The 19,805-nt window shown below is 59.8% G+C and carries 19 protein-coding genes and 2 pseudogenes; 9 read left to right on the forward strand and 12 right to left on the reverse strand.

Annotation, left to right across the window (positions count from 1 at the left end; genetic code table 11):
* Positions 1 to 74: 74 nt before the first annotated feature.
* Entirely contained in the window at positions 75 to 605 is a 531-nt protein-coding gene (locus ACZ9DP_RS11395) for a plastocyanin/azurin family copper-binding protein (RefSeq protein ID WP_476201725.1), read from the reverse strand.
* Positions 602 to 1,015 carry a DUF5602 domain-containing protein gene (locus tag ACZ9DP_RS11400; protein ID WP_476201727.1) on the reverse strand — a complete coding sequence of 138 codons (414 nt, stop codon included), beginning with the start codon at positions 1,013 to 1,015 and terminating at the stop codon, positions 602 to 604. Before ACZ9DP_RS11400 ends, ACZ9DP_RS11395 begins: the two co-directional genes overlap by 4 nt.
* Before the next feature lie 69 nt (positions 1,016 to 1,084).
* Here ACZ9DP_RS11400 and rnk point away from each other — a divergent pair, with 69 nt between their 5' ends.
* The 6 genes and pseudogenes from rnk to ACZ9DP_RS11430 all read left to right on the forward strand — a co-directional run.
* A complete protein-coding gene (gene rnk, locus ACZ9DP_RS11405) occupies positions 1,085 to 1,423 on the forward strand; it encodes a nucleoside diphosphate kinase regulator (RefSeq protein ID WP_476202268.1) in 339 nt (112 codons plus the stop codon).
* Positions 1,424 to 1,625: 202 nt separating this feature from the next.
* Positions 1,626 to 1,850, forward strand: coding sequence for a hypothetical protein (locus ACZ9DP_RS11410; protein WP_476201728.1), 225 nt, complete (start codon positions 1,626 to 1,628; stop codon positions 1,848 to 1,850).
* A 69-nt stretch (positions 1,851 to 1,919) separates the two neighbouring features.
* Positions 1,920 to 2,057 (forward strand): annotated as a pseudogene (locus ACZ9DP_RS11415) (ABC transporter permease); the annotation flags it as partial.
* 439 nt (positions 2,058 to 2,496) lie between these two features.
* A complete protein-coding gene (locus tag ACZ9DP_RS11420) occupies positions 2,497 to 2,910 on the forward strand; it encodes a VOC family protein (protein ID WP_476201730.1) in 414 nt (137 codons plus the stop codon).
* Positions 2,911 to 2,989: 79 nt separating this feature from the next.
* Entirely contained in the window at positions 2,990 to 3,922 is a 933-nt protein-coding gene (locus ACZ9DP_RS11425; RefSeq protein ID WP_476201731.1) for a class I SAM-dependent methyltransferase, read from the forward strand.
* Positions 3,912 to 4,090, forward strand: a pseudogene (locus tag ACZ9DP_RS11430) (N-acetyltransferase family protein); the annotation flags it as partial. The gene ACZ9DP_RS11425 and the pseudogene ACZ9DP_RS11430, both read left to right, overlap by 11 nt.
* A 66-nt stretch (positions 4,091 to 4,156) precedes the next feature.
* On the opposite strand, the gene ACZ9DP_RS11435 reads toward ACZ9DP_RS11430, so the two are convergent.
* Positions 4,157 to 4,783: a DUF1062 domain-containing protein gene (locus tag ACZ9DP_RS11435; protein ID WP_476201733.1), complete on the reverse strand. Its 627-nt coding sequence runs from the start codon at positions 4,781 to 4,783 to the stop codon at positions 4,157 to 4,159.
* A 6-nt stretch (positions 4,784 to 4,789) separates the two neighbouring features.
* On the opposite strand from ACZ9DP_RS11435, the gene ACZ9DP_RS11440 reads away from it, so the two are divergent.
* Positions 4,790 to 5,077, forward strand: a complete 288-nt coding sequence (locus ACZ9DP_RS11440; protein WP_476201735.1) for a hypothetical protein — start codon at positions 4,790 to 4,792, stop codon at positions 5,075 to 5,077.
* 380 nt (positions 5,078 to 5,457) lie between these two features.
* Here ACZ9DP_RS11440 and ACZ9DP_RS11445 read toward each other — a convergent pair whose 3' ends face one another.
* Positions 5,458 to 6,378: a LysR family transcriptional regulator gene (locus ACZ9DP_RS11445; RefSeq protein WP_239601423.1), complete on the reverse strand. Its 921-nt coding sequence runs from the start codon at positions 6,376 to 6,378 to the stop codon at positions 5,458 to 5,460.
* 316 nt (positions 6,379 to 6,694) lie between these two features.
* Between ACZ9DP_RS11445 and lysA the strand changes: the two genes are divergently transcribed.
* The gene (lysA, locus tag ACZ9DP_RS11450) at positions 6,695 to 7,999 is read left to right on the forward strand and encodes a diaminopimelate decarboxylase (protein ID WP_476201737.1); all 1,305 of its coding nucleotides are present in this window, start codon (positions 6,695 to 6,697) and stop codon (positions 7,997 to 7,999) included.
* 191 nt (positions 8,000 to 8,190) lie between these two features.
* Here the strand turns inward: lysA and ACZ9DP_RS11455 are convergent, their stop codons facing one another.
* Both ACZ9DP_RS11455 and ACZ9DP_RS11460 read right to left on the reverse strand, forming a co-directional pair.
* Positions 8,191 to 11,268, reverse strand: coding sequence for an AAA family ATPase (locus tag ACZ9DP_RS11455; protein ID WP_476201739.1), 3,078 nt, complete (start codon positions 11,266 to 11,268; stop codon positions 8,191 to 8,193).
* Positions 11,265 to 12,407, reverse strand: coding sequence for an exonuclease SbcCD subunit D (locus ACZ9DP_RS11460; protein ID WP_476201741.1), 1,143 nt, complete (start codon positions 12,405 to 12,407; stop codon positions 11,265 to 11,267). Before ACZ9DP_RS11460 ends, ACZ9DP_RS11455 begins: the two co-directional genes overlap by 4 nt.
* 76 nt (positions 12,408 to 12,483) lie before the next feature.
* On the opposite strand from ACZ9DP_RS11460, the gene ACZ9DP_RS11465 reads away from it, so the two are divergent.
* Positions 12,484 to 13,317 (forward strand): BrxR family transcriptional regulator, encoded by an 834-nt coding sequence (locus ACZ9DP_RS11465; RefSeq protein WP_476201743.1) that lies wholly within the window; start codon positions 12,484 to 12,486, stop codon positions 13,315 to 13,317.
* Between the two features lie 215 nt (positions 13,318 to 13,532).
* Here the strand turns inward: ACZ9DP_RS11465 and ACZ9DP_RS11470 are convergent, their stop codons facing one another.
* From ACZ9DP_RS11470 to ACZ9DP_RS11495, 6 genes are all read right to left on the reverse strand, one after another.
* On the reverse strand, positions 13,533 to 14,825 hold the full coding sequence (locus ACZ9DP_RS11470) for a hypothetical protein (protein ID WP_476201745.1): 1,293 nt from the start codon (positions 14,823 to 14,825) through the stop codon (positions 13,533 to 13,535).
* Between the two features lie 43 nt (positions 14,826 to 14,868).
* A complete protein-coding gene (gene hutC / locus ACZ9DP_RS11475) occupies positions 14,869 to 15,600 on the reverse strand; it encodes a histidine utilization repressor (RefSeq protein ID WP_476201746.1) in 732 nt (243 codons plus the stop codon).
* 61 nt (positions 15,601 to 15,661) lie between these two features.
* On the reverse strand, positions 15,662 to 16,675 hold the full coding sequence (locus ACZ9DP_RS11480) for a zinc-dependent alcohol dehydrogenase (RefSeq protein ID WP_476201748.1): 1,014 nt from the start codon (positions 16,673 to 16,675) through the stop codon (positions 15,662 to 15,664).
* 2 nt (positions 16,676 to 16,677) lie between these two features.
* Positions 16,678 to 18,006: a histidinol dehydrogenase gene (hisD, locus tag ACZ9DP_RS11485; protein ID WP_476201750.1), complete on the reverse strand. Its 1,329-nt coding sequence runs from the start codon at positions 18,004 to 18,006 to the stop codon at positions 16,678 to 16,680.
* 43 nt (positions 18,007 to 18,049) lie between these two features.
* Positions 18,050 to 18,850, reverse strand: coding sequence for an ABC transporter permease (locus tag ACZ9DP_RS11490; protein ID WP_074071311.1), 801 nt, complete (start codon positions 18,848 to 18,850; stop codon positions 18,050 to 18,052).
* Positions 18,847 to 19,791, reverse strand: a complete 945-nt coding sequence (locus ACZ9DP_RS11495) for an ABC transporter permease (RefSeq protein WP_476201752.1) — start codon at positions 19,789 to 19,791, stop codon at positions 18,847 to 18,849. Before ACZ9DP_RS11495 ends, ACZ9DP_RS11490 begins: the two co-directional genes overlap by 4 nt.
* Positions 19,792 to 19,805: the final 14 nt, after the last annotated feature.

The following is a 19,805-nucleotide window of genomic DNA, read 5'->3' on the forward strand; positions in this document are numbered from 1 at the left end:
CTGTTCACCGACGGCCGTCAGGAAACTCCGGTCCCCCTCCGTAGCGACAACTGCTCAACCTGTCGGCGCGGCTCCTAAAGTTGGCGGACTATCCGGTTGGTCATTATTTCTTCGACCATCGGGAACGCCTTGAGGGCTTCATTCGGGAGGCCGCGCCTCCCTGCGACCGGCCCCTCCATCCAGCCACCATGGGCTTCTGGTTTGCCGACGATAATGCGACCGACCATTCCAGCGTGCTCATGGGGAATGCAATAATAGTCATAGACCCCTTGCGCGGTGAAGGTAACCGAGAAGCACTCGTCAGGCAGGAGATAGTCTGAAGCCCAGGATTTTGCCGCTTCAGGAATGCGGAGCGGTCTCCCGAAGTTTGCTGGATGATAGGCGGTGGTCGTATGCGAATTGCCGGGGTTGAGGTTGATCCAGCGGACCATCTGACCGGGCTTGATCAGAACACCAATCGGATCGAACCAGACATGCGAGCCATCGGCGCGCCCCTGCATCTTAATTTCCACCACCTCTTCGGCCCACACCTCCCGCCGGAACAGGGAAAGAGCGGCAACCAGCCCACCGCCCAAGCCCAGCACGTCCCGCCGCGCGATCTTCATTTGGCGACGCTCGCTTCGCCGGCCGCTGCGACATGCCACAGCACCACATGGACATGCGGCTCTTCCACGCCTGGATGGCCGGCATTGTAATAGACGTCGACATGGTCGACGTTGCCGCCGGGCGCCGCAAGATTGTCGAATGACTTGTCCGGATTGAGATCCTTTGTCGGCAGCATATAGATCGTACTGACAAGCCTTCCGTCGTGATCATATGCGAGGAACGGACCGGCCGGCAGTGTCGCGGGATCGACGAAGAGTTGGCCCATTCCGGGCAGGAAGTCGGGCAACTTCACCAGCTTGCTGACCTGCTGATAAGGGGCGGCCGGTGGCGATTTTGCGACTTCCTGCGCCGCCATGGCACAAAGCGAGCCGGCCAGTGTCAGGACAGGTACGAGGAGGAGTTTTTTCATCGGCGGAGATCCTTTTTCGTTCAAACCCGCGATCGCCGAATTTCCGGCGGCCGACGGGCTGCGCACGACCTGTCGCGTAGAGCCAACCTTGCCCTCGTCGCGACCGAGCGCTTTCCCGAGATTTCCGATGGATTTTTGCTCGAGCTCGAACGCGCACGTGTGGTAGCCGACGTCTCGGTGCCCGGAAACGTCGTGCTCATGGGATCGACGGTAGAGTATGAGACTGATACCGGCGATGCACGAAGGGTGACGCTTGTTTTCCCGAGAGACGCCGATATCTCTGAAGGAAAGATATCTATCCTCACTCCCATTGGGACTGCGCTTCTCGGCTTGGCCGCCGGCCAGACGATGAACTGGGCCGCACGAGATGGCCGGCAGCACAAGCTGATGGTTTTAGCCGTCTCATAGAATGTTGTGATAGCGAGTTCGCGCTTGAAATCAGAGCGGGCGATAGTTGCAGCGCTCGTTGTGCCATCTTACGATTGACCCTGTCCATTCGTCGGTCGAATCGTGTTTGGCAACGGAGGGTGAATTATGATCACTGGCTCCCAATGTCGTGCGGCACGGGCACTTATCGACTTCTCCCGCGAGCGTCTCGCAATATCTGCCGGTGTTAGCATCGAAACCGTCATGGATTTTTGAGCGCAAGCTCGCCGAACCAACTGATGATGAAGTGCTTGCCTTGCAATCAGCTTTGGAAAACGCCGGCGCTGTTTTCATTTCTGACAACGGCCGTGGCATCGGTGTGCGTCTGAAGTTTACAAAATCTGAAGCTAAACGTATCGCCATACTGGAGAATGAAGGTGGCATAGTTGCACCTGACCGCGTGCCGTAGTCTCGCCCTGCGGATTGTTTCATTAACCTACAAAGTTCCATCCACCCAGAAACGATCGCCCCCGACATCGCCCTGCTCGGCAAGCCCATCCCGATCCTCGGAGACCGGGTCGGACCTGTGGCTCTCGTGGCCGGCCCGATTCGGGTGCTGATAGCCATCGCTCACTGGCGGTACGCCACCGGTAAATACCAAGGTGCCGGCGACTGAATGGCCAGCCGGGCACAGGATCGGCCGGTTTGCGGCAGGAAGAGCAATTTGCGGCTCCGAGAAGACGCGCCGGGTTCGGCCATTCAAGGAACGGTGTTTCGACCTAGCGTTCGAGCCCGCAGCGTGCATCGAACATTGAGCCCCGAGAGCACGCTAAATTCCGCAATCGAACAAAATGAGATATTTTGCCTCCGCCAGGGTCAATGTCTGCGCCGAAAGGGGTCAACCTTCCGTGCATTTTCACAGAAAGTGGTCGCGTTGTAGACAACGCCACCATGAAGCGGGCGCGGCGCAGATCAGGTCGTTTCTAGCTCGGTTCGGGGAGCTGCCCGACAGCGAAGTTCTGGAGACAGACTTCAAGCTCAGCGACGCACAGGAGCTTGTCGCCAGAAAACACGGTTTCGAGAGTTGGCCAGCGCTGATCAGAGGAATCGAATCCGTGACAGCATCAGCAACCAAGACCAGCAATAAGACCCTTATCCTGGCAGCAGAGCCACAGCTCTTCGTTTCCGAGATCGACGTAGCGTGCCGGTTCTACGTCGAGAAGCTCGGCTTCAAGATTGCATTTTCATATGGGGAACCACCATTCTACGCTCAGCTGTTTCGCGACGGCGGACGCTTGAACATACGAAAGGTTGGCGGCCCGGTATTCGAAAGCGATTTTCGAGCACGGGAACGTGACGCGCTTTCGGCAACATTCATCCTCGATGATCCGAAACCGCTATTCTTGGAGTATCAAAGCGTGGGCGTCACTTTTCACCAAGCGTTGAGGACTGAGCCTTGGGGTGCTCGCACCTTCATCGTGCGAGACGTTGACGGAAATCTGATCGCCTTCGCAGGAGGCCAGAGTTAGGCCTGCTGCTATCATTGCAAGGTATTGCGATAGTCACGAAAATATCGCCGTTGAAATGAGGTGACTTCATCATGAAGCGATGATTTGTGGCGGTATTTTTCAACGATTCCAATTTAACGAAGTTGTCTCGATCAGAAGGGAAACTATCCCCGCGGGCGTAAATGCCAAAGGCGTGCGAGGCTCTTTCCTGTCGCCGGCGGGCCTTTCGAAGGAGCAAAGAGTGACCCAAGTATCTGAAGCCGAAGTTGCTGCCCGTTGGGACGACAATGCCGATCAATGGGCACATGATGTCCGGAACGGCTACGACACTTATCGCGAGCTATTCACCTTTCCGGCGTTTCAAGCCTTTCTGCCAAGTATCGCAGGATTGGACGTCATCGATTTTGGCTGCGGCGAAGGCTCCAACACCAGACGGTTCGCCGAGTTGGGTGCACGAATGACCGGCATCGATCTTTCCGAGAAAATGATTGGACATGCACGTAAGGCTGAGCACCACGTCCCACTCTGCATCCGGTATGAGGTCGCATCCTACACCGGAAACACCGGTTTCGAGGATGCCTCCTTCGATGCCGTCGTATCGACGATGGCCTTGATGGACGGGCCGGATTTTCCAGCGGCGATGCGGGAGGCCTTCAGGCTCCTGCGGCCGGGTGGATGCATTGCGTTCAGCGTTCTGCACCCCTGTTTCATTACCCCCGGATTACAGTGGCAGAGGGATGTCAAAGGAAAGCCGACTGGCTTGGTCGTTGCTCGATATTTCGACCAAACCAATTTTGTTGAGAGTTGGCGCTTTGGTGACCGGCCGAGCGTTGAGGACGTAGCGCTGTTTGAGGTGCCTCGCTTTCCCCGCACGCTCAGTGAATACCTCAATGGCATCGCCCATGCAGGGTTTCGGATTGTTGACGTTCGCGAGCCACAACCGACGCCGGAGGCGTGCGTGGCCGCACCGCGTTTCGCCAGATGGCGTGATCTGGCGGCGTTTGTGCTTATGATCCGGGCGGTACGCGCTTGATCACGGCATCGTGCAATTGGAACTGGCTGTGAGCGCCGAAAACCCAGCGGCCATACGTTTCTACAACCGTGAGGGATTTTCTCAGGTGGACCGAAAATCCCAAGCGGCATTGTGCACGTGGGGAAAGAAATCGACGATGTCATCATGGTGCGTCGGCTAGTCCGCTAACTGCCATCAACCGCAAGAAACCACGCGCAGCGGATTGCGACCCTGCTGCGCGTGCGGGGCTGCCAACTATCGACCACACGCGGCCATCTCGATGGATACTCGATCATTCAGCTCGACAACATCGAGCACCAGCCGCGACCCGTTCCTGACGCGCCGTCGCAGCATATCTCCCCCATCGGTGTCAGATCGGAGCGCAGAAGCGGCCCAAAGTGACTGCACGCGGTTGCGGGACAAGCCAAACTCGGAGGCGATCAGCTTGTCGACGCGAATGCTTGCTAGCATCGGCACGACCATGTTGATTTCAACCGAGGACCATACCGGCGTCATACTGAGAACGACCTTCCGCACATCAGCATCGTCGAACTCGACGATACGCTGGGTCTTTCGTCTCAGTGCGACAAGGTCGAAGGCTCGGGCGCTGATCCAGGTGGGATCGTTGCTCTGGAGGGCCAGCAGCGTTTTGGCGTCAATGTCGCCGATACTGCGGCGTTCGAAAATAGGCCGGCTCCAGGTCTTGCCGCACGCCGAGCACGTGTAGATCAGCCAGGCATCAAGCTTTTTGCCATTGGCATTCAGCCTCGTCTTTCCGCTGCATTCAAAAGGTTTCGGGGCAGAGCATCCACTGCAGTCGAGCCACGGCTGCGGCGGAATTCGAGGGATAATCGTCCATTCAACTCTAAGAAGATTGCTCATGTCGTCTTGGTCTTCCTGAAGGAAGCTCATCAAGACGGTGATAAGATTAGCCCATGGCGGGCACGGCTGGCGATGTTTCGGGCGACGGAAGAGCTGAGACAGCCGAAGCTGGCGCATGGCACAATTTCAACAATGCCAACCGGTCTCAGGCCACCACCCGATGAACGTGATCGTCAGGATGAGCGCGAAGCTATCCTGTCCTATGAGGGTGAAAACGGATTGAGACCGGTGTTTACGACGGCAAAGTGGAACCTCAATGTGCCCAAGCTCTTCGTCTCAAGCCATATCAAATGAAATTGCACTCTAAAAGCGAGATTGTATGGCTGACGCTTATTTTGCCCCTGTACGGGGAATCGCTCATTTCGGACAGAACCCATTCAATGCTGCCCTTCAGGCAATGGTTTGAACAACCTCGCAGGACATGACCGGTGGGCCGATCCCGTCACGCATCAGAGTGAGCAGCATTGCTGGCGTCGGGAGCAGGATCTTAAGCCGAAGGTCAGAGGGTTTTCTGCCTGTCCGTTTAGAAGTCGCCGCCCGCGCTGACTTCATATGCGGCGATACCGGAAATTGCTCGGCTGTCGCAAAACTCCGGACGACTTGTTGATATCGAGGGGATCTGCCGACCGTTCTTATCGCGGTCGCCTCGGCTAGCGCTGTACGAAATGTGCTGGCTAAAGGCTGACGAGTGAAGCGATCTGCTTTTTGATGAGTTTGGCTTGTTCGGTCAGCTCGCTCTGGAAAACCTCCACCAAGCGCGACGGCGGCCGATGGATTGGCCGCACGATGTTGACGGAAAACGGTATCGATACAGAGAATGGGCGAATGTGCACGCCGTTGTGCGCATAATCCAGGGCAGTCAGGGGATTGACGATCGCAAGGCCGACGCCTTCACGCACCATGGCGCAGATGGACGCGGCGCTATGAGTTTCGATGACCATTCGGCGCGTTATACCGGTCTCCCGAAATATCCTGTCGATCTGCTGTCGGTAGCTGTCCGTAGCCGACAAGCTGACAAAAGGTTGTCCCTCGAAATCGCCCGGAGAAAGGATTGTCTTTCTCAAGAGAGGGTGCCCGTCCGGTAGCACGCAGACCTCATCCAGCATCACCAGCGCGGTTGCTTCCGTACCCTGCGGTGCATGTCCGATTTCTGTCAGCCCGAAGTCGTAGCGCTGAGCCGATAACCATTCCTCCAGCAAAGGCGATTCCTGGAGGGTGATGCTTATTCCCACATCGGGGAACCGCTCGGCAACCAGCCTGCATGTTTGCGGCAGGAGTGATTGCGAAAATACCGGAAGACACACGATTGAAAGCTGGCCTTGCTCAAACCGGCGTAGCGCCGTGGCGGTGCGGACAATTCGATCCAGCCCAAAATAGGCGCGCTGCACTTCCTCGAATAATTGCAGCGCATGCGCAGTCGGTCGCAGCCGCCCCCGTATGCGCTCAAACAGTTTGATTTGAATGAGATATTCGAAACGTGCCAGTTCCCGGCTCACGGTGGGTTGGGAAGTCTTCAGCATGTCGGCGGCACCAGTGACGCTGCCGGTGGTCATGACGGCGTGGAAGACCTCGATATGCCGAAGCGTGACGGACATTCATTTGGCTCCCCTTCTTGCACGTATATCAAAAATGAAAGGATGGTGAAATTATTGATATTTTGAATATGACGATATTCATGGTGAAACCAAGTGAAATTGCATCCCCACAGACGCAATCACAAAAATGCAAAGCTTGGAGGCTCATCGAGCACATCTCTTATAATATCGTCGGCGTTGGGCACTGGGTTGTTCAATCTCAGCGAAGCACTCCGCCTGGCCGTTATTGCCGAAGCCTGCCTCATCATTTTGTCTGTCACCTGTCCTCAATCCTGCCCTGCGCACGCTGCCAGGCCGCCTATGAGAAGCCCGCGCCATGAAGAATATTCCTGCAAACCTCCTGACCCGCCTCGCGAACGAACATGCAACGCCCTTGTGGGTCTACGACGCTCCGACGATCCGCGATCGGATAAAGCAGCTCGGCGCCTTCGACGTGATCCGTTACGCCCAAAAGGCATGTTCCAACATCCATATCCTTTCCCTCATGCGCGAGGCGGGTGTGCATGTGGATGCGGTATCGCTCGGGGAAATCGAGCGCGCGCAACGTGCGGGCTTTTCCAGCGGCCGCACGGCCAGCGGCGCGTCGGGTATCGTCTATACCGCCGATATCCTCGACCGTTCGACTCTTCGCCGCGTCGTGAAAGACAAGGTGGAGGTGAATGCCGGATCGACCGACATGCTGCACCAGCTAGGGGAGGTGTCGCCGGGCCATCGCGTCTGGCTTCGGATCAACCCCGGCTTCGGCCACGGCCACAGCAAGAAGACGAACACCGGTGGCGAGAGCAGCAAGCACGGCATCTGGCATGACGAGCTTCGCCATGCCGTGGAACTGGTGCGGCGCTACCACCTGCACCTTGTCGGATTGCACCTGCACATCGGATCCGGCGTCGATTACAGACACCTGCAGCAGGTGTGTCATGCTATGACTGGTCTGCTGCGCGATCTGGATCATGATCTCGAGGCGATCTCGGCGGGCGGCGGTCTCTCCGTTCCCTATCGTGAGGATGAAAAGGCCGTCGATACGGCGCATTATTTCGAGCTTTGGGACAAGGTCCGCAAGGAAGCTGAAAACCGGTTCGGCCACCCCATGCGGCTGGAGATCGAGCCAGGGCGCTTCCTCGTCGCGGAGGCCGGATTGTTGCTGGCGGAGGTCCGCGCCACGAAGCAGATGGGCCGCAATCACTTCACTCTTTGCGATGCAGGCTTCAATGATCTGATGCGGCCAGCCCTCTATGGCAGCTATCACGAGATTTCCGTGCTGCCGCGCGACGGGCGGTGTTTCTCGTCTTCCAGCCTGCGCCCGACAGTGATCGCCGGCCCGCTCTGCGAGTCTGGTGACGTCCTCACCCAGGGACCGGACAGCGTTGTCGAAACCCGAAACCTGCCGCCCGCCCAGGTCGGTGATTTCCTGGTTTTCCACAATGCTGGGGCTTACGGCGCGTCAATGTCGTCGAATTACAACAGCCGCATGCATGCCGCCGAATATCTCTTCGACGGCGCGGCGTCGCGGCTCATTCGCCGGCGTCAGACGATCAATGATCTTTGCGAGGCGGAGTTCATCCCAGAAAGAACCGCCGGAGTGGCGGAAGCCGCAAGAAAGCTTTGCGAAAGAATGCCCTGATGCTAACCGCAATTGCATTTGAAGGAGCTAACAGGCACACATCCACGGAAATGAAACTAGAATCACCTGTTTAAAGCCTCGCACATCGGCCCACGACACAGCTTGGCTGAGGTCCCGGTGGGTCAGAAGGAAACCGCAGACGTCGTCTCTCCTCCCGGAACAAGCGGTCAACCATCTGCCACGGCCATGTTTCAATTCATTCCTCGTGCCTCGACGAAACTTCCCCGCGGTTCTTTTCGCACATAGAATCCGTTCGGAATTGTCTCCTGCACCAATGGCACGTGAGAAATCAGACCCACCACGCGCCTCTGACCTACGAGATTGGTAAGTACCTGCAGAACCTGATCGAGCGTGCCGGCCTCATTTTGGGTATCGAGGCTGCCGAAGCCCTCGTCGATGAAAATGGTGTCGAGCCGCACCTGCCCGCTCACGCTCTCGACGATATCAGAAAGACCAAGCGCCAAGGCCAAGGCGGCCATGAACGTCTCACCACCTGACAGTGTCGACGTGGGACGTGCCTTACCGGTGTGTACATCAAACACCCGGATACCAAGGCCGCGGCGCGAGCGGCCTGCTCCACCTTCGATTTCACGTTCGAGGCTGAAGCGGCCACCGCTCATAGGACCAAGCCGTTGGTTTGCTGCGACCAGCACCTGGTCGAACATCGCACCGATCGCATAAGTCTCAAGGTCCAACCGCAACGGATTTTCAGCATTGAACAGGGCCGCAAGCGTGCGGAGCGAGGCCGTCTCAGTTTCGATCTCGTCGAGCCGCTTCAGTTGACTGGCGATATCGAGCTGAAGCTTCTCGAGTTGCCGTAGCCGCGCCTGCGCCTGGGCACGCGCCGTCTTGGCAAGATCGAGCGTCTCGTCTGCCGTGTCATAAGCCTCTTGCAAAGTATGGGTATCTGGCCGTTCGCGGCCCTCCACCGCGCGTGTCGAAGTCTCTTCGTTGCTATGCGCTATCGTCAATGCATTGCGGTAATCTGCGATCTCCTGAGCATCAGCCTCGATCGTGCCGATCAGCTGCTTGAAACCGTTGAATTGAGGTTCCATCAAGCCGCTCTTCGCCAGACGGGCCTGGAACTCCGCTTGGGCCTTATCTCGGCGAACAATTGCGTTCTCATACGCCTGCCTGGCCGCGTCTGCTGCCGTATTGGCAATGATCGCGGCTTCACGGGATCGGCGTGCAGCATCCTCCGCAACTCTTGCCGCATCCATTCGAGCTGCGAGCTGGCGTTCATGTTCGGCGAGCATGGCAATCAGAGCGTCCGGCGTCCGCAGTTCCTGGGGAACCGTCGCGATCGCCTGCTCGAACCTATCGCGCGCGAGCGCTTCATTGGTTTTCGATCTCTCGAACGCCGTGCGGAGGCTGTCGCGCTCCTGTTCCGTTGAGCCAATCTCGGTCGCTAATGTGGTCAGTGCGGCCTCAGCCTCAACGAGATCGATCGCCGGGCCGAGCTCTTCGATCTGCCGGCCCAAGCCGGCAATCGCGGTGCGCAGATCGGCGGCCGGCTGTTCAGGCTTAGGGAGTGCGCCCAGTCTTTCCTGGCGTTCCTGCCATTTCGCTTGCGCGGAAGCGAAAAGGCGAGAAGCGTCCTGCTCGGACCTTTGCGCTGCCTCCCATTGGGCCTTCGCATCTCTAAACGACTGATCGAGACCGGCATGCTCGGCCCTGCCGACAGCGGGAAGAGGGTGCTCGGTCGATCCGCAGACAGGGCAGGCCCCGCCCGCTGCAAGCTTGGCAGCCAAATGAATAGCTTGGGCCTCCGCAAGGGCAGCCTCTGCAGCGGCAAAGCACGACCGCGCGGCCTGTGCCCACTGGACCGCCTCTTCGTTCTCCGCTTTCAACGCCTGCATTTCGACGCGCGCCCTGTCGGCGACGTCGAGAGCAGTCTGATGGAGCTCGGCTGTTTTAAGCTCATTTTCAACGAGCAATCGCTGATGGACTAGCCGCTGGCGCGCGGCATCATTCTCCCGAGTGGATCCGAGTGCCCGCTCCTTTTCGAGTTTCCGGCCACGCATTTCCTCGATACGCGCCTCGACGCGATCGAAAGCCTTCTTCGCCTGCTGAACGGCCTTTAAGGCTGCATCCGCCTTCTCGGCGTAAAGGCTTGCATCGGAAAGGGTCAGTTGATGGCGTCCAATCCTACCGACCGCTTGCCGCAGGGCCTCAATTTCTCCCGATCTTTCCCGTTCCTCTTCGTGCATTCTGGCGGCGGCTCCAGCTTTTTCCGCCGCTGCGTTGTTTGCCTCCGCGGCCGCTCCCATTGTTTCCTCAGCTTCGAGACTTTCCGTCTCGGCACCTTTCGCGTGGCGCTCGACGTCCAGGAGCGCTTGGGCACGCTTGGCATTGTCGACGCGCTCCTGCAGTTCACGGATTTGCTCAGCCTTTCCAATGAGGGCTTCGACATCCGACCTGGCTTTCTCGGCGGCTCGAAACTGGTCCTCGAGCTGACGGGCTGCAGCAAGTGCCGTCCGTGAAGCATCGAACGTCTGTGCAGCCGCCATCTCCTTCAGGGTTTCCGCGTCATGGACGACTTGCGCCTCGTCAATACCGGCCGCAAGCGCGTCGGGACTCTCAAAACCCTCGGCCGAAAGTCGCCCTGCGCACACTTCACGTTCTTGCCGAACCCGCCGCTCAGCCGCCGCCGCATCCTCCTTGAACTTTGCCGCCATGCGCCGATACATGGAAACATCAAAGAGCTCACGCAGGATCTCGAGCCGCTTATCGGTCTTTGCCGCCATGAACGTCTCGAACTTACCCTGTGGCAACAGCACGATCTGCCGGAATTGTTCAGCACCGTAGCCGAGGAGCTGGAACACAGCCTCTTTGACTGGACCGGTCTTCTTTTCCGCAATGACCTGGCCGGAGTTCGCGTCGGTTATGTCCTCGAGTGCAAGACCGGTCGCGTCAAAAAGCCAGGCTTCATGGGTATCCCGGGTCTCACCGTCACCACGCTGTTTGGGCCGGGTCTGCTCCGGCCGCCGACGCAGAACATAGCGCTTGTCAGCGATATCGAATACGAACTCGACTTCGGTCGGAACGCCGGGATCAGCATGATCGGAGCGAAGCGACGCTGTCTCTTGTTCAGCTTTAGCCGCCTCCCCGAACAGCGCGAAGGTCATGGCACTGAAGATCGATGACTTGCCGGACCCTGTCGGCCCGTAGATGCCGAAAACGCCCGAGGCAATTGCGTCACGGAAGTCCACCACGACCCTGCCGGCATAAGGACCGAATGCCTGCATCGTCAGTCTGACCGGCCTCATACCTCCGCCTCCACGCTTCGAAGATCAGAAAGGGCAGACCCGATCAACGCCAGCTCCGCGTCGACCGGGTCTTCGCTGCGAACCTGCGTCAGGAACTCCCGAATGACCTTTGCCGGATCATGCAGAGTGGCTTGCACCTTGATTTCGGACATGATGTCGAGCGCACGCTCATCTCGTGCATAAGTCAGCTGACAAGCATTCGGGTATAGCTCGCGAAGACGCTTCATCGGATCGATCAGCGGCGCATCATCCGTCAGCACTGCCTTGATGAAATCAGTCGATGGTTCCCCGTGCAGCAGGTCAGCGAACTTGCCGCGCAAGACCCTAACGCCCCGCGTAGGCGCGAATGGGAGTGCGGTGATCGCTACCCTGCCCTGTTCATCGAGATCGACGAGGCTCATCGACTTTACGCTTCCAGCCTCGTCAAAACCGAAAGCCAGCGGCGCACCGGCATAGCGTATGTGCGGCATGCCGACCGAATGCGGCAGATGCAGGTGACCAAGCGCCACGTAGTGGGCGCCATCGAACATGTCGTGGCGAATCGTCTCAATGCCACCGACCCGTGCCAGAGGCCGCTCTCCTTCACTGGAACTGCCGCCCTCTACAAAGGCGTGGGCAACCACGACCCAGCGCGCTCCTTCCGGAAGATGCCGCCGCGCCGCGGTGACCTGGGCCCGAATGACATGTTCGGGCATTGCGATCGTCTCATCGCCGAAGCAGTCGCGTGCGGCGAATTCGTAGCCGTATGGCAGGGCGGAAATGGCAACCGGACCAGCTGCGTCATGCAGGATCAGAGGTGTTTCGTTCGCCAAGAGCGGTCCACGGATCAATGCTCGCCGTACGTCCGTCAGGACTGACATGGCGCCGATCCTGTCGCCAGAATCATGGTTGCCGGCAATCATGACCACGGCCGCTTCCGTCTCTCGCGCCACTCGGCCGAGAAAGGCATTGAATTGCCGCACCGAGGTTGCGGGAGGAGATGCGCGATCGAAAATGTCGCCGGCGATTATGAAGACATCGGGTCGGTGCATGTTTATCGCTTGCAGGATCTGGTCGAGGATCGCCGCATGGTCATCCTCAAGCGACATGCCATGGAACTGACGCCCGAGATGCAAGTCCGCAGTGTGAAGCAGTCGCATGAGTAAACCCGTCTATTTTTTACATGTATAATTTTTAGATGGACAGTCGCGCGCGAGTCAAGCTACTTTTCCCGTTATGGAATTCGACGACCTCAAACATGCTCAGCGCGAGCGACTGATCTTTCTCGATCAGTGTCTTACGTGGCGCGGCATGGCCAACCGGCGCGATCTGATCGACCGCTTTGACATCTCTACCGCTCAGGCAGCTCTCGACTTCCGCCTTTATCTTGAGCGTGCCAGGCATACGCCTCCCACCTACGATCCTGTGCGGAAGACATATCTGGCAGCCCTCGACCATAAGCCTCTTGTCCCTTCCACGTTGAACGAGGCTTTTGCGGCCGTGCTGGCTGAAAGCAACCTGCCCCTCTCTGTCACCCTACCCCAGCCGGAACGTCGCGCTGATGCTTCTGTGGTGTCGCGTCTTTATCAAGCGATGAGGAACAGGTGGGCGATTCACATCCAGTATACGTCGATGACGTCTGGTGCGGATGCCGGACAATGGATTGTCCCCACACATTTCGTGTCAGATGGCGAAAAGGTTCACGTGAGAGCCTTCAGCTTCAAGCATGAGGCGTATCGAACCTATCTGCCCATTCGCGTCAGCACCGGAAGTAGTTTTGAGACGCGTGCGCTGTCAGAGCAGTTCCCCGACGACAAGGATTGGAACATGCGCGCAAGGATATGGCTCGGGCCAAAAACCGGCCTCACACCGGAGCAGGCGGCCGTCGTGCGGACTGAATACGGCTTCGAAGGTGAATTGCTCTGCGTCGAGACACGAAAAGCTCTCGAATTCTTTCTCGACCGTCGATGGGGTCTGGACCAGGAAGACGCCCGACTCGAGCGGGTAAGGACGGAGTACGATGACGACCTGGAGAAGACGACCGGGCGCCGGTCAGTCACAATCGGCTGACCGACTGGATGCGACCGAACGACCGCATAGGTCGTCGCGCTCAAGCGCTGTGTTCATTTATTTTAGCACGTTGCGGCCTTTCGAGCAGGCGACTCGATCGGCACTTATGCATTCTCGAGCATTTGAGGCAGCGCAGGCCGACCGGTCCGCGGTATTCGCGGGAGCGACAAGTTGATCTCGGTTACATCCTCGGCGGCCAGGAAGGTAGGATCATGTCAGCCTCTGTCGGGATCGATCATGTCCAGGAGGCGCGAAACTGCATCCTCGCCTGCCACTGGCTCGCTGCCGGCCATCACCGCGACGGAAAAGCCGATGAGCGAGGAAACGGGGTTATGGGTCGTGGCGCCGGCCCGCAGGTTCATCACCAACGTCGGGCAGAGGAAAAGGCCCAGCCGGATGACCCGGCGCCAGTCGGCCGGAAGCATGCCCCGCGCCTTCAGTTCGCCAAGCAGGGGACGCCAAAGAGCTTCGGCCTTTACGTCCAGAAGGGAGCGTCGGACCGGGCTCGGCTCGAAATCGGTCGCAACCCGCAGCAGATCGCCGTCAAGCACCACGCTGGCCTTGTGGTGCTCGGCCGCCATGGCAGGATCATAGAGCCACAGCGGATGGGCGAGGATGTTGTGGAAGGTCGTCTTCACCTCGGCGAGCAGCGTTGGAATGTTCTCGCCGGCGAACGCGGGGTCGAAGAAGGACAAACGCGCCTCGCCGTCGCGCTCCTCGTACCAGACATTCGCGTTATGGGCATCGCCATGTGCAGTCACCCCGCCCGCATCAGCCAGCCGCGACGGGTCGAGCCGCTCGTGCGCTGCATGGAAGAGGGCACCGATGCTGTCCCGGTATTCGATGCCGTTGACCGAAATGCGGCAGCGTGAAAACGTCTCCCAGTCGAGCGTCAAGTTGGGAAAGACGAAGTCCTTGCCGACATAAAAGCTCGCCATGCGCCCGCCCGGATAGGTGCCGGCGGGCGGATCGATCAGCCGCTCGGAGAACAGCCGGTGGATCGGCTCGGCCGCAACCTCATCGGCGCTCACCGGATGGAGCGTGTCGAGATAGACCCTCAACACGGCTTCGTTCAGCCTGCGTTCGGCGTCCACAGCCCTTTTCCGCGCCGCGGCATCATCCTTCAGGTCCAGCGTCCGCAGCACATCGGAGAAGCGCGGATCGGTCCGACGGCGATAGACGAGGATCTGATCACCCGGAAGCGCCGACATCAGCAGAGGCTGGTCCACCGGCAAGCCAGCCCGAGCCAGGATGTCGGCGCGGTAATATTCGCCGCTCATGGCCTCCTCGCCCTCTTCCTGGTGGAACTTGAAGAAGAATGCACCATCGGCGGTCTCGAAGAAGCCGTTGAGCGAATTGAGGCTGTACTGATCGTGATTGATCACGACATTCTTCGGCTCGATCTCGAAAAGGTCGCGCAGCAGTTCGGCCAGCAATCGTTCCGCCTTGTCGTCCCCGGCTTTGGCTATCTTCCTGATTTCCGCGGTGCGGCTCATGGTCTGGCTCATGACATTCTTCCGGATGGGTCGTTCTAAGTATGGGGATCGGCGGTCACTTGCCGCCGTGCAGATAGCGGCTGCCGAGCGAATAGCGGCTGCCGACATAGGTGAACGTGTTGACGGTAGCGACGACCGGCCCGGTCCAGGTCTTGCGATGCAGAACCAGGCAGCAGTCGGCGGGACGAATGTGCAGCAGGCGCGCCTGATTCTCGCCGGCCGGCAGGGCACTGATGAGATGCTCCACCTCGGTCAGCGGGGTGGCGTTCTGCAGGTAGTCATAGGTAGCGAGGGTTCTGAAATCCTGGTCGATATAGCCGGAAACGAGGTCGGGATTGACATAGCGTTCCTCGAGTTGGACCGGCAGGTCGTTCTCGAAATGGATCACGACCGAATGGTCGACGGGTTTCACGGTTTCGAACTCGAAGGCGAGCAGAAGCTCGGCTTCCGGTCGTTCGATACGCTCGAGCACGACCACCTCGGCCCGGTGCCGGCTGCCGTGCGCCTTGATCTCGGTGATGATGTTGCTGATCTCGATCAGCGTCGATTGCGGCCTGGGCGGAGCGATGAAGGTGCCGACGCCCTGGATGCGGCGCAGATGCCCCTCGGAGGTGAGTTCGCGCAGCGCCCGGTGGACGGTCATGCGGGAGACGCCCAGCGTCGAGACGAGTTCGTTCTCCGACGGAAGGCGGCTGTTGCGGGCCCATTTGCCGCTGCCAATATTGCCGAGGACAAATGCCTTCACCTTCTCGTAAAGCGGCGATGCGGAATCTGAAAGTGCATTCATGGTTCACTGCCTCCACCGCCGCCTTGACAGGCTGGCATCCGGAATCATGTGACGGACCGGACTAGCCCGCCACCTCGATGATCGACTTCAGGGCCTTGCCCTCGCCCCGCAACAGCTGTTCGTAAGCCTCGGGCACGTCGTCGAGCGCCGGCAGCACCTCGATGAAGCGTTGAAGCGCGGGCGCGAGCTCGACGAGCAGCCCGACGGCCTCGGGCAGCTCGCCAGCGAAGGCATGGCTGCCGATGAGCGATATCTCCCGCTCGACTAGGATGTTCGGGTCGAAGTCGAGCTTGCCGTGGCCGATGCCGACGAGCGCAAGCGCTCCACCGCTCGACATGATGTCAAGCGCCAGTTTAATCGCCTGGATGCTGCCGGTGGCATCGAGGGCATGACGCAGCCGTCCGCCGGAAAGTGCTGCTTCGATCTGCGCCTTATCAAGAGAAACGACCGTGCCGCCGGTCACCTCGGCAACGAGAGCCGACCTTTCAGCACTGAGATCGGCCAGCAGCAGCGGGCCGTCATGCAGCCGGCAGAGAAGAAGGGCGCTCAACCCGCCGATCGTGCCGCAACCGATCACGAGAACCGGTTCCCCGGCCGGGACGGCGAGACGACGCACGGCGTGCAGCGCTACTGCCAGCGGCTCGGCCATGGCGGCGATATGCGGCGAAAGCTGCGGATCGTGACGGACGACCAGCCGGGCTGGTAGTTGCACCGCCTCGGCAAAGCCGCCGTCGCAGACCTCGCCGACGAAGCCGAGCGTCTCGCAGACGTTGCTGCGGCCGCTCATACAGGCTGGGCAGGTGCCGCACGATATGCGCGAATCCGCGGAGACGACATCCCCAACCGCAACATGGCTGACGCCTCCTCCGACAGCCGTCACGCGACCGCAGAATTCATGCCCCGCCGTGCAGGGACGACGCGAGATCCACTGACCGGTGCGGTAGTTGTGAAGGTCGGAGCCGCAGATACCGGCGGCCCTGATCCGGAGATTGACGAAGCCCGGTGGCGGGGCCGATGGCTCGGCCACTTCCTCCACCCGCAGGACCTTGGCATCGTAAAGCCGCACGGCCTTCATGTTCAGGCGCCCTTCTTCAGGTAGGCATCGCGCACCGGCGAGACGGCCAGAGCGTGCGAAGAGAAGCCCTCGTAGATTGCCAGATTGTGCGAGTGCCGGGCAAATTCCGGATAGGCGGATGCCGTTACAAAGCCGACGGAGCTACGCTTGACGAAATCCGCAACCGACAGCGGGCCGAAGGTGCGCGCCCAGCGGCTGGTTGGCAGCACGGCATTTGGGCCGAGGGAGAAATTGGCGATGCTGACCGGCGTATGGGTGCCCATCAGGATTTCGGAAGCCTCGGTGATATGGCCGAGATGGATAAATGGCTCTTCCGACAGAAGTTCCAGATGCTCAGGCGCATAGGCGTTGACGAACTCGTAGCTCTCCTCGATCGAGGAGGTGAGTACTACGCCGCCCGTCTTGCCGGTGAGCACGGCCCTGGAGAAAGCGACGCGCTGCTCGGTCATCTTCGTCCAGTGCTCGGGAAGCGCTGCGAGCGCCTCTTCGGCGACCCGGCGGCTGTGGGTGACGAGATAGGCCGACGAATCCGCGCCGTGTTCCGCCTCAATCAAAAGGTCGAGTGCGGCAAGTCCACCATGGACCGTATCGTCGGCAAGGATCATCACCTCGGACGGGCCCGCCGGAAGGCCGGTATCGATGACGCCGGAGAGCGAGCGCTTGGCAGCGACAACCCAAGGGCTGCCGGGGCCGACGATCTTCAGCGCCGGCTTGACGGTTTCGGTTCCGTAGGCAACCGCCGCTACGGCCTGGGCACCGCCGACCTTGTAGACGGTCTCGACGCCGGCAAGTCGTGCTGCAACGAGGGTTGCGCCATCGACGGAGCCGTCCGGCGCCGGTGGTGTGACGATGGCGAGGTTCGGGACGCCTGCAACCGCGGCCGGAACCGAAGTCATCATCGTCACCGACGGGAAGGAACCCTTGCCACGCGGCACGTAGAGCGCGACCGACTGGATGGGCGTAAAGCGGTCGCCGGCAAAGGCTCCGGGACGGATTTCCTTCAGCCACATGGCTTCCGGCTTCTGCTCCTCATGGAACTTGCGGATATTGTCGATGCCGAACTTTATGGACTCGATGACGCTCGCATCGACCAGCTTGAAGGCCGCATCGAACTCCGCCTCGGTGACCTTGAGATTGGCCTCGGTGATATCTGCCTTGTCGAATTCGCGGCCGAACCGGGCAAGCGCCTTGTCACCCTCTGTGCGCACGGCTTCGAGGATCGGCGCGACCTTTTCGACGAAACTCGAGATGTCGGTTTCCGAGCGGCGCAGCAGCGCCGCCTTTTCCTCGACGTTTAGCTTGGAATAATCGTAGAAAGACACGTTGGTCATCGTCTTGTCCTTGATGTCTGGCCGGCCGCGGGGGCCGAAGAGGTCATTTCGATTTGAGGAAGATGTCGAGACCGACCAGGCGGTCGAGCAACGCGATCGCAAGTCCGGCGCAGGCGATGAATACCACCGAGATGGCAGCCAAATCGGGCGTGATGATCGAGCGGATGGAATTGTAGATCTGCACCGGCAGCGTCACACTTCGGGCATCGACGAGCAGCAGGCTGACCAGGAACTCGTTGAGCGCGAGGATGAACATCAGCAGCGACCCGGTGATCACGCCCGGCAGCACTGCTGGAAGGGTAATGTAGAGGAAGCGCTGCAGCGGCGGGGCCCCGCAATTGGCCGCTGCCAGCTCGAGATCCGGCGACAGGTTGCTGGCACTCGCCGTTACGGCCCAGATCATGAAGGGCAGGTTGATGACGCAGCACGCAATACCCACCGGCCACAGCCTGCCTAGGACGTTCATCTGTCCGAAGACGAGCATCATGCCGATGCCGGAGCCGATCAGCGGAATGGTGAAGGGCAGCAGTAGGTAGATCTGGATGGAGCGAGCAAACCGTACCTGGTACTTCGCGAGTGCGATGCCGGCGAGCGTGCCGACGGGGATGGCGGTCACCGTGCATATCGCGGCGACGATCAGCGAACGCACGAAGGCCTGCCGGAGATCGCTCGCTTGCGCGATTGCGCCATACCATTTCAGCGACAATCCGTCCGGTGGGAAGGTGATGATGTTTCCGGCCGTGAAGGAGGCCCCGAGCACCACAATAGTGGGCGCTGAAAGCATGACGAGCGCAGTTGCGACGAATGCCCAGATGACGATGAACTTGCTTCGGCTGCCGGTCATTTGCGGTCTCCCCCGATGGCGAGCGTGCCCGCGCCGAAGAGCATGAACACGACGCCGACGAGGATGGAGCCCACGGCGACAAGCATAAGCGACAGCGTCGCCCCTAGACCCTGGTCGGAGGTGCGGAAGAACTGGTCGTAGATCGCGTTGGCGATGAAGTCCTGCGTGCCGCCGCCGAGGATGGCGGGAATGGCAAAATCGGTGAGGGAAAGCGTGACGACCACGAGCCCCGCGCCGACGAGCCCTGGCCGGGAGAGCGGCAGGACGATATGGCGGAAGGTGCGAACCCAGTCGGCGCCGAGGGAGGCCGCCGCCGCCTCGAGCTCACTCGGGATCGCGGTCAGAGCAGGCGCCAGCATCAGGACGGCGAAGGGCAGCATGTATTGCACAAGGCCGAACAGAACTGCAGGGTAGTTGTAGAGCAGTCGCATAGGCGGCACACCGACGAGACCGAGCGCCTCGTTGACCATTCCCTGGTTGCCGAGAATGATGAGCCAGCCATAGGCGCGCACCACCTGGCCGATGAAGAAGGGCAAGAAGAGCGCCACGAGTAGGAACCTGCGAAGCGCCGACGACGGCGTGCGCACCATCAGGTAGGCGTATGGGAAGGCGAACAGCAGCGTGATTGCCGTGACAATCACCGCGCCCATGAGGCTGCGACCGGCCACCGTCGCGAAGAATTGCTCCGTCAGAACGCGCTGGTAGTTGGCGAGCGTGTAGTTCTCCGACATTAGGAAGGTATTGGTATCGAGTGTTCTCAGGCTCGTGTCGCCGATCTGGACGAGACCGAGCACGAGCAGCCCCACGAGCACAACCGCCGGCATCAACAAGAGATAAGGCAGGCCTCGCCGGAAACTCGATGGCCAGACGATGGCCGCAAGGCCTTCAAGCACATCCATGACGCGCCATGTCAGAGGATATGCGGCACGGGGAGCGCGCATGATACCGATCCTGT

It is taken from the genome of Rhizobium sp. USDA 4016 (assembly GCF_056279705.1).